The organism is Azospirillum sp. B506 (assembly GCF_000333595.1).
Taxonomy (GTDB): Bacteria; Pseudomonadota; Alphaproteobacteria; order Azospirillales; family Azospirillaceae; genus Azospirillum.
The window spans coordinates 1-8,031 of record NZ_BADK01001123.1 but is presented as its reverse complement, the minus strand read 5'-3'; the positions used below and the strand labels follow the sequence as shown (position 1 = coordinate 8,031).

The 8,031-nt window shown below is 70.3% G+C and carries 8 protein-coding genes, 1 pseudogene and 1 riboswitch; of the genes and pseudogenes, 1 reads left to right on the top strand and 8 read right to left on the bottom strand.

The window, feature by feature from the left end; genetic code table 11:
* The 8 genes and pseudogenes from I71_RS34215 to I71_RS36980 form a co-directional block, all read right to left on the bottom strand.
* A pseudogene (locus I71_RS34215) lies at window positions 1-358 on the bottom strand (chloride channel protein); the annotation flags it as partial.
* Window positions 359-419: 61 nt separating this feature from the next.
* Window positions 420-1,826, bottom strand: coding sequence for a hypothetical protein (locus tag I71_RS34210; RefSeq protein ID WP_042704764.1), 1,407 nt, complete (start codon window positions 1,824-1,826; stop codon window positions 420-422).
* A gap of 111 nt (window positions 1,827-1,937) precedes the next feature.
* Entirely contained in the window at window positions 1,938-2,639 is a 702-nt protein-coding gene (locus tag I71_RS34205; protein ID WP_042704763.1) for an ABC transporter ATP-binding protein, read from the bottom strand.
* The gene (locus tag I71_RS34200) at window positions 2,636-4,354 is read right to left on the bottom strand and encodes an ATP-binding cassette domain-containing protein (protein ID WP_042704762.1); all 1,719 of its coding nucleotides are present in this window, start codon (window positions 4,352-4,354) and stop codon (window positions 2,636-2,638) included. The genes I71_RS34205 and I71_RS34200 overlap by 4 nt, the downstream gene beginning before the upstream one ends.
* A complete protein-coding gene (locus tag I71_RS34195; protein WP_042704761.1) occupies window positions 4,347-5,219 on the bottom strand; it encodes a branched-chain amino acid ABC transporter permease in 873 nt (290 codons plus the stop codon). Before I71_RS34195 ends, I71_RS34200 begins: the two co-directional genes overlap by 8 nt.
* 4 nt (window positions 5,220-5,223) lie before the next feature.
* The gene (locus tag I71_RS34190; RefSeq protein ID WP_042704760.1) at window positions 5,224-6,360 is read right to left on the bottom strand and encodes an ABC transporter substrate-binding protein; all 1,137 of its coding nucleotides are present in this window, start codon (window positions 6,358-6,360) and stop codon (window positions 5,224-5,226) included.
* 71 nt (window positions 6,361-6,431) lie between these two features.
* Window positions 6,432-6,546, bottom strand: a riboswitch (TPP riboswitch).
* A 33-nt stretch (window positions 6,547-6,579) separates the two neighbouring features.
* Window positions 6,580-7,494 carry a DMT family transporter gene (locus I71_RS34185; protein ID WP_042704759.1) on the bottom strand — a complete coding sequence of 305 codons (915 nt, stop codon included), beginning with the start codon at window positions 7,492-7,494 and terminating at the stop codon, window positions 6,580-6,582.
* A 145-nt stretch (window positions 7,495-7,639) separates the two neighbouring features.
* A complete protein-coding gene (locus I71_RS36980) occupies window positions 7,640-7,765 on the bottom strand; it encodes a ferredoxin (protein WP_375731237.1) in 126 nt (41 codons plus the stop codon).
* 31 nt (window positions 7,766-7,796) lie between these two features.
* On the opposite strand from I71_RS36980, the gene I71_RS34175 reads away from it, so the two are divergent.
* Window positions 7,797-8,031 (top strand): AMP-binding protein (locus I71_RS34175; RefSeq protein ID WP_042704758.1); only part of this gene is annotated, 235 nt, incomplete at its 3' end.

Sequence of the window (8,031 nt, the reverse complement as noted above, 5' to 3'; positions counted from 1 at the left end):
ATGGCGTTGGACGCCAGCGCCGCACCAGCGTCGACAGGACGCCCAGCAGCACCCCGCCGACCACCGGTACGCCCAGCGTCAGCAACTGGCCGGGGACGCCCTGCCCCAACCGTTCGCCCTCCGGCAGATCGAACGCCAGCGTCTGCATCAGCAGCACCGCTTCATGCAGAAGCCCGACGGCCAACCCGACCGCACCGCCGACCAGCGCGGCAAGCAGGACCACCGCCAGGGCGCTGTTTCGCACGCTCCAGCGCTCGGACAGGGTGGTGGCTGCAGAGGCATCGAGCGTCGCATAAGGATCGCTTCCGGCGCGGGCATTGTCGCCCACGCCGTCGAGGGAGGCTGAATTGTCAGGCATGGTCACGCTGATGTATGGCCCTTCCGTAACAGGACAATGGGCCGGAAGGGCGTGAGTTCCGTCAGGGCTTCGGCGGCTTCGACTGCGGCTTGACCGTGGCCGGCGGTGGGGCCGCCAGCGGCGACGGTTGTGCGGACGGGGTCGAAGCCGGGGCAGGCGTGGCAGGGGCAGGCGTGGCGGGCGCCTGCTGCGCTGGGGCCGCCTGTCCCGGCGCAGTTTGGGCGGGTGCAGTTTGGGCGGGTGCGGCCTCCGCGCCGGCCTGGGGAGCGGTGGGTTGCGGAGCGAGTCCGGCACGACGCAGCACCTGGGCGAGGTTGTCGCGCACCTTCTCGGCCAGCGGAATGTCGGGTTCGGCGGCTTCGTGGAAGATCACGGTGAACAGCCGGCGCTGCGACAGCAGGAAATTCAGCGTGACGTGCAGCTTGCCCTGCGGCATGGCGCAATCGACCGATCCGGTGCGCAGCCAGACCGAACCGGACTGCTCGGACTGGTTCAGGCTGAGGGTCGGCGTGCCTTCGCAACGCTGCTTCATCGCATCGGCGAAGCTGTCTGACAGTTCGTCGATCTTGGCGCCTTCGGCCACCGCACGTTCGCGGATGCCGCCGACGATGGGGCCGAAGCGCCAGGCGACGTCCGCAGGGCGCCGGTCCTGCGGGACATTGTCCATCGGCACCAGTTCGGCATCATGGATGCCGGCGGCGGTCAGCAGGCTGTCCAGCCCTTCCGGCAGGCGGTTCTTCTTTTCCTTGTCCGCCGGGCGGCCGGCGGCGACCTTGATCGGCGGGACGTTGCCGCCCTTGTCGACGCAGTTTCTCAGATCGCCCAGCACCTTCTTGGTGCCGGCCAGCTTGAAGACGATGCGGTCGCTGGCCGACGACACCACCAGCTCGTTGCCGCCCATCAGGGCGTTGACCAGATCCTCGTCCTTGCCGTTGGAGACCACCAGCATGTCCGGCTGGGAGGCGACGGCGGTCCGCTCGCGCTTCAGCTTCTTGTCGACCTCGATGGTCACCGGCCATTCGCCCCCCTTCGGCAGGTCGGCTCCCGGGATCCCGATGCCGATGTTCATTTCACCTTTCGGGCTGCGGGCGAACATCAGCACATGGCCGGAGGTGAATTCCCCCTCCACCACGCAATAGGCGAAGCTGCCGTCCTTCTTCTTGGCGGCCCCACCGTCCCAGCTTTCGATCAGTTCGCCCGGGCCGTCCGGTTTCGCGGGTGCGGGGGCGGCGGCAGACGGATTGCCCGGCTTGGCACCCGGCCTGGTACCGCCCGGCTTGGTGTCCTGGGCCGGCGCATCGGGAACGACGATCTCCGCCTCCGGCTCGGGCAACCCGTAATAGGCGGAGGGCGGAATCGTCGGCTGGACCGGCACCAGTTCGGCCATCGCCGGAGCCGACGCCACCCCCAGCAGGAGAAGCGCGGACAGCGATGCGGCGAAGCGGGCGGTCATGACGAGGTAATCCATGGATGGTTATCGGCGGGAAGCTATCCGCGCCTGTCCCGGTCCGCAAGCTCAACCGCCGATCCTGTTGCAGGACGCCGACACCTGTTGCACAGGACACGCAGGGGATTTGTGCTAACCGCCGAAGAATGCAGCGTGCAGGGCCTGCTCCGACACTGCTGCCGCCAACCCGTCGCCGACGACGCGGCCCAGCCGCAGCAGCACGGCACGCGGGGCGACCGTCAGGGCGCGGGCGGCACTCTGCTCGGCCAGCAGCACGGCGGTGCCCGTTTCGGCGATGTTGCGGACGGCGGCGAACAGCTCGTCGGCCAGCTTGGGCGACAGGCCGAGCGACGGCTCGTCGAGCAGGAGCAGGCGCGGCCGGCCCATCAGCGCGCGCCCCAGGCTCAGCATCTGCTGCTGGCCGCCGGACAGGCGCCACGCGCTCTCCCTGCTCTTGAAGGCAAGGTCGGGAAACAGGGCGAAGACGCGCTCGACATCCTGTGCGCGGTCGCGGGCGGCGGACCGGCCGGCGACCTCCAGATTGTCGCGCACGCTCATGCCGGGAAAGACCCGCCGCCCCTCCGGCACATAGCCGATGCCGCGCCGGACCCGCGCCTCCGTCGCGAGACCGCCGAGGTCGGCACCGTCGAGGCGCAACTCCCCGCGCGCCGGCACGAGACCGATCAGCGCCTTCAGCAGAGTCGATTTCCCCGCTCCGTTGGCGCCGAGCAATGCCACCGTCTCCCCCGCCGCGAGGTCGAGCGACACGTCGTCGAGCGCATCCGCCCCGCCATAGCCGGCGCTCAGGCCGCGGATGGACAGCAGCGCGCTCATGCCGACACCGCCCGGCCCAGGTAAGCGGCGGCAACCGCCGGGTCCAGGCGCACGCCGCTGGCCGGGCCGTCATAGATCACCCGACCGCGGTCGAGACACAGCACCGTGCCCGCCAGCGGCAGCAGGAATTCCATGTCATGCTCCACCAGCAGGATCGCCATCCCCTCCCCCGCCAGTGCGCGCAGCAGGGTGGCCAACTCCGCCTTCTCGCCGTCGGTGAGACCGGCGGCGGGCTCGTCCAGCAGCAGCACCGCCGGACGGCGCACCAGGGAGCGTGCCAGTTCCACCCGGCGGCGCAACGCCGCCGGCAATCCATCGCAGCCCTGCCCGGCAAGCGCGCCGACGCCCAGCCGGTCGAGCGCCCAGCGGGCATGCGCCTGCGCCGTCGCCGCATCGGGATCGATGGCGAGACGGGCGGCGGCCACCGCTTCCAACACACCCGCCCCCGCCGGCAACGCCGCCGCCTGGAAGCTGCGGGCGAGCCCGGCACGGGCCAGCCGGTCGGCGCGGGCGCCGGTGACCTCCTGTCCTCCCAGCCGCACCCGCCCGGCATCCGACCGTTCCAGCCCGGACAGCAGGTTGATGACGGTGGACTTGCCCGAACCGTTCGGGCCGATCAGCCCGGTGATGGTGCCCGGCCGCAGCGCCAGCGACACGCCATCCACCGCCAGGACGCCACCGAAGGATTTCCGCACCCCCTCCACCGTCATCCCGTCTGGCGGATTGGGCAGTGGTGGCGGCTCCGTCGCTGCCGCCAGGATAGGCGGCCTGCCGCCGGACAGGCGCCTGGCGATGCGGTCGAGCAGCCCGGTCAACCCGTCCGGAGCCAGCACGACGGTCGCCAGCAGTGCGACGCCATAGACGACGAGATAGCCGCGCTCCAGGAAGCGGAACCATTCCGGCAGATGCAGCAGCAGCACCGCGCCCAGCACTGCCCCGGCCATCCGTCCCCGTCCGCCGACGATGGCGATGGTGAGGATGGAGACCATCACCGGGAACTCCAGCACCTCCGGCGAGACAACGCGCTGGGTGTGGACCGCCAGCGCCCCGGCGGCCCCGCCGAACAGCGCGCTGATGCAGAAGGCGGTCAGGCGCAACCGGCCGACATCGAGGCCCAGCGTCGCCGCCGCCAGCGGATCGTCGCGCAGCATGGTCAGCGACCGGCCAATCCGGCCCTGGGCGAGCCGCCAGCCGATCAGTCCGCCCACCGCCACCAGCCCCCAGACCAACCCGGCCATCGGCAGCCCGCGCGGCACCGGCCAACCGAACAGCACCGCCGCCGGCACCCCGGCCAGCCCGTTGGAGCCGCCGGTCAGCTCCGGCAGGTTGACCGCCAGCAGATGAAGCACCTGGGCGATGCCGAGAGTCGCCAACGCGAAGTAATGCGACTCCAGCCGCAGCACCGCCAGCCCGACCGGCAGGGCCAGCAGCAGCGGCACCAGCATCGACAGCGGAAAGGTCGTCTCGAAGCCGAGGCCATAGCGGCTGCCGAGGATGCCGGTGACATAGGCGCCGACGCCGAAGAAGGCTCCCTGCGCCCACGACAGGGCCCCACCCAGGCCGAAGACGATCTTGAAGCCCAAGGTCGCCAGCGCATAGACACCGGCGACCGTCAGAACGCGCAGGCCATAGGGGGAAGCGAAGGCGAGCGCGTAGACCACCAGGGCGAAGGCGCCTGCGATCAAGGGAATGCGCGACGGAGAGCGCTCACCCACGGCGCCGCACCGCTTCGCCGAACAGCCCCTGCGGCCGCAACACCAAAATCGCCAGCAGCGTCAGGTACAAGGCTCCCAGCGCCACCGGGTAGGACAGCACCGACGACACCCCCACCTCGAACAGCGCGATCAGCAGCGCCCCCACCACCGCCCCCGGCACCGATCCCCAGCCCCCCACCGTCACCGCGATGTAGGCCTTCAAAATCAGATCGCCGCCCGACGTCGGCGTGACGAAATAGCGGTTTGCCAGCAGCAGCCCGGCCGCTCCGGCGCAGGCGGCCCCGATGGCGAAGGTCACCAGGATCATCGCGGTGACCGGCACGCCGCAGGCCCGTGCCATCTCCGGGTCCTGCGCCGTGGCGCGCAGCCTGCGGCCCAGTTGGGTGCGGGCGAACACCCATTGTTGCGCTCCGATCAGCAGTCCCGCCACCGCGACGATGGCAAGCGACTGTTCGGGAACCGCAAGCCCGGCGATATGGAGAGTGTCGTCGCCGAACAGCGGCGGTGCGGCGCGCGGCTCCGGCCCGAACAGGATGGCGGCGCCGTTCTGCAGGATGATGCCGACCGCGATGGTGCTGATGAAGACCGACACCGGCGGCCGGCGGCGCAGCGGCAGATAGGCCGCCAGCGCCAGCACAAGCCCGAGCGCCGCCATCAGGACCAGCACAACCGGCAACAGGGCGATGCCCGGCAACGGGATCAGCGGCGCCACCGCCACCGCCAGCAGACCGCCGGCCATGACCAGATCGCCCTGGGCGAAATTCACCGCCGACGTGGCGTTCAGCACCAGCACGAAGCCCAGCGCCACCAGGGCATAGGCCGCCCCAAGCGCCACCCCGTTGACCAGCAGTTGAAGCGCCGCCATCCGCTCACTTCGCCGCAAGCGCGGGGTCGTCGTACCGCTTCACCAGCGCCGGCACGCGGCTGGTCCCGTCATAGCAGACGATGACGGCGGAATGGGCCATGTTGCCCTTGCCGTCCGACTTGTAGGTCATGGCAAGGCCCTTGAAGGTCTCCGCCGACAGCGCCCGGCGGATCGCGTCCGGCGTCCGGGCGCCGGCCTTCACCGCCTCCAGCACCATGGTCATGCCGTCATACTGGCCGAGCGCGAAGGCGTCCGGCTCCTTGCCGAAGGCGGTGCGGTAGGCGTCGGTGAAGGCCTTGACCTCCGGCGTGTCGCCGGACACCGGCGAGGCCGCGGTCTCGGCACAGACGCCCTTCAGCTCCGACGGCTCCAGCAGGGCGGCGGTGCTCGGCTGATGCATGGCGGAACCGGCGACGATGGGCAGGGTCACACCGCTGGACGCCGCTTGGCGCAGCAGCAGCGCGGTCGGACCGGAATGCAGGTGCAGAACCAGCACGTCGGGCTTGGCGGCAAGCGCCTTGGTCAGCACCGGCAGCAGATCCTTGGCCGCCGGATCCACCCCTTCCTCGAAGACGGGCGTGACGCCCAGCGCCTTGAAGGCGGCATCGAGATGGGCCTTGCCGCTCTGGCCATAGGCGGTTGTCTGGTAGATGATCGCCGGCTGGCGCTTGCCCAACTCCTCGACCACATAGCGGGCATGGGCGGCCTTGGTCACGGCATCGCCGGGGAAGAAACGGAAGACCCAGGGATTGTCCTGCTCGGTGATCGACGCGGTGCCCGACACGGTGACCAGCGGCAGTTTCAGCTCCTGGGCCAGCGGCAGCATCGCCAGCATCTGGGTGCCGAGCATGCTGGCGGCGACCGCCCCGACCGTACCGCTGCCGGCTGCCCGCTCCAGTGCCGTCACCGCAGCCTCGGGCGAAGTGCCGGTGTCGACGACCTCCGAGGCGATGGCAACGCCGGCCGGCGTTTGCTTCAGCGCAAGGACGGCGCCGTTGCGCTGGCTGGTGCCCTCCAGCGACAGGAATCCGGTCAACGGCACCAGCACCGGGAAGGACAGCGTGTCGTCGGCCCGCGCCGCCGGAGACAGGCAGGACGTGGCCGCCAGCAGGCCGATCAGAAGGGGAAGCGCGCGCCGCATGACCGATAACTCCTCAACACGCGCCGGCAGCGGGTGCGACGCGGAGGCGACGGGGCGTTTGCGGCAGGTCCGTCGGGTTCCGGTCGGCTCCCTTCGCCGGCATGACCCGGATCAGGTTCGATGGGTGTGGTCTCAGCCCGCGCCGCCGCCGATCCGGCCTCCGCACGGGCACCCCAGCCGTGAACAGGCGGCGAGAGTGTCGCCGCCGGCCCTGTCCTGTCAAGCGCCCTGCCGGCGACGCGCCACCACGGTTTCACGATGCAGGATGTAGAGTCCGCTGCCGATGATGACCATGGCGCCGGTCAGCACCGGCACGGTCGGCAGATCGCCGAACACGAGCCAGCCGAACAGGCTGGCCCAGACCATGCCGGTGTACTCGAAGGGAGCCACCACGGCCGGCGGCGCGCGACGGAATGCCTGAGTGAGCAGGACCTGCGCCCCGGCGCCGATGGCACCGACCAGCGCCATCAGCCCGAGGGCGAAGGCGGTCGGCGCCGTCCAGACCGGCACCGCCAGCACGCCGCTGACCACCGTCGTCGTCAGCAGCAGATAGAGCACGATGGACGCGCTGGTCTCCGTCCGCGACAGGCCGCGCACGGCGAGTGCCGCCAGCGCATAGAACAAGGCGGCGCACAGCCCGACCAGCACCGGCACCAGCGGCGCCCCGGCCGAGGGTTGCGCCATCACCACCACGCCGCCGAACCCCACGACCACGGCGGCCCAGCGGCGCCAACCCACCGGCTCCCCCAACAGCGGTGCGGACAACGCAGTGATGAACAGCGGCCCGGCGAAGCTCAGCACATAGACGTCGGCCAGCGGCAGCTCGCGGAACGCATAGAAGAAGCAGCCCATCGAGATCAGCCCGGCGAAGGCCCGCCAGACATGCCCCAATGGCCGTTGCGTCCGCATCGCCGCGATCCCGCCGCCGCGCACGAGGGTGTACGCCCCCACCAGCAGGAAGGCGACCAGCGAACGCACGAACATCAGCTGCGGCACCGGATAGTCGGCGGTCAGGAACTTGATCAGCGTATCCATAGCCGCGAACAGCAGGATCGCGCCCAGGAAGCAGCCGACGGCATAGGGGACCGAATCGGCCTCGGCGGGCAGCAGGTCGGCGGTTTCGGCGTCGGTCATGGGTCTGTTCGGAGTGGCAACGGCGGGGGTTGCCCACATTATGGGCAAATGCCGCCATATCCCAATGCCGCAACCGCAGGTCTGGTAGGCGTGGGGTTTGTTAAGCGTCAGCCCGCTATTCCCCCCTCGCCTACCGTTCTTCACCTCACCTCGTCAGCACCATCACCAACCGCTCCACCGGGGCATTGTTGACCAAATGCGAGTCGACGATCTCGTCGATGTCCTCCGGCGTTTCCGGGCGGTACCAGATGCCTTCGGGATAGACCACCATCAGCGGCCCGGCCGAGCAGAAGAGCGGCGTGGTGGATCCCTCCCTCCTCCGCGACGAGCTGCTGTCCGACATCCCACAGGCGACCGCCACGGCGCATCCGGATCGCACGGCCATCGTCTATGAAGGCCGGCGCGTCACCTATGCCGAATTGGACGCACGCGCCAACCGGGTCGCCCGCGGCCTGCGGGCGCGCGGAATCGGTCCTGGCTGCTTCGTCGGGTTGTGGATGGCCCGGTCGCTCGACCTGCATGTGGCCTTGCGGGCAT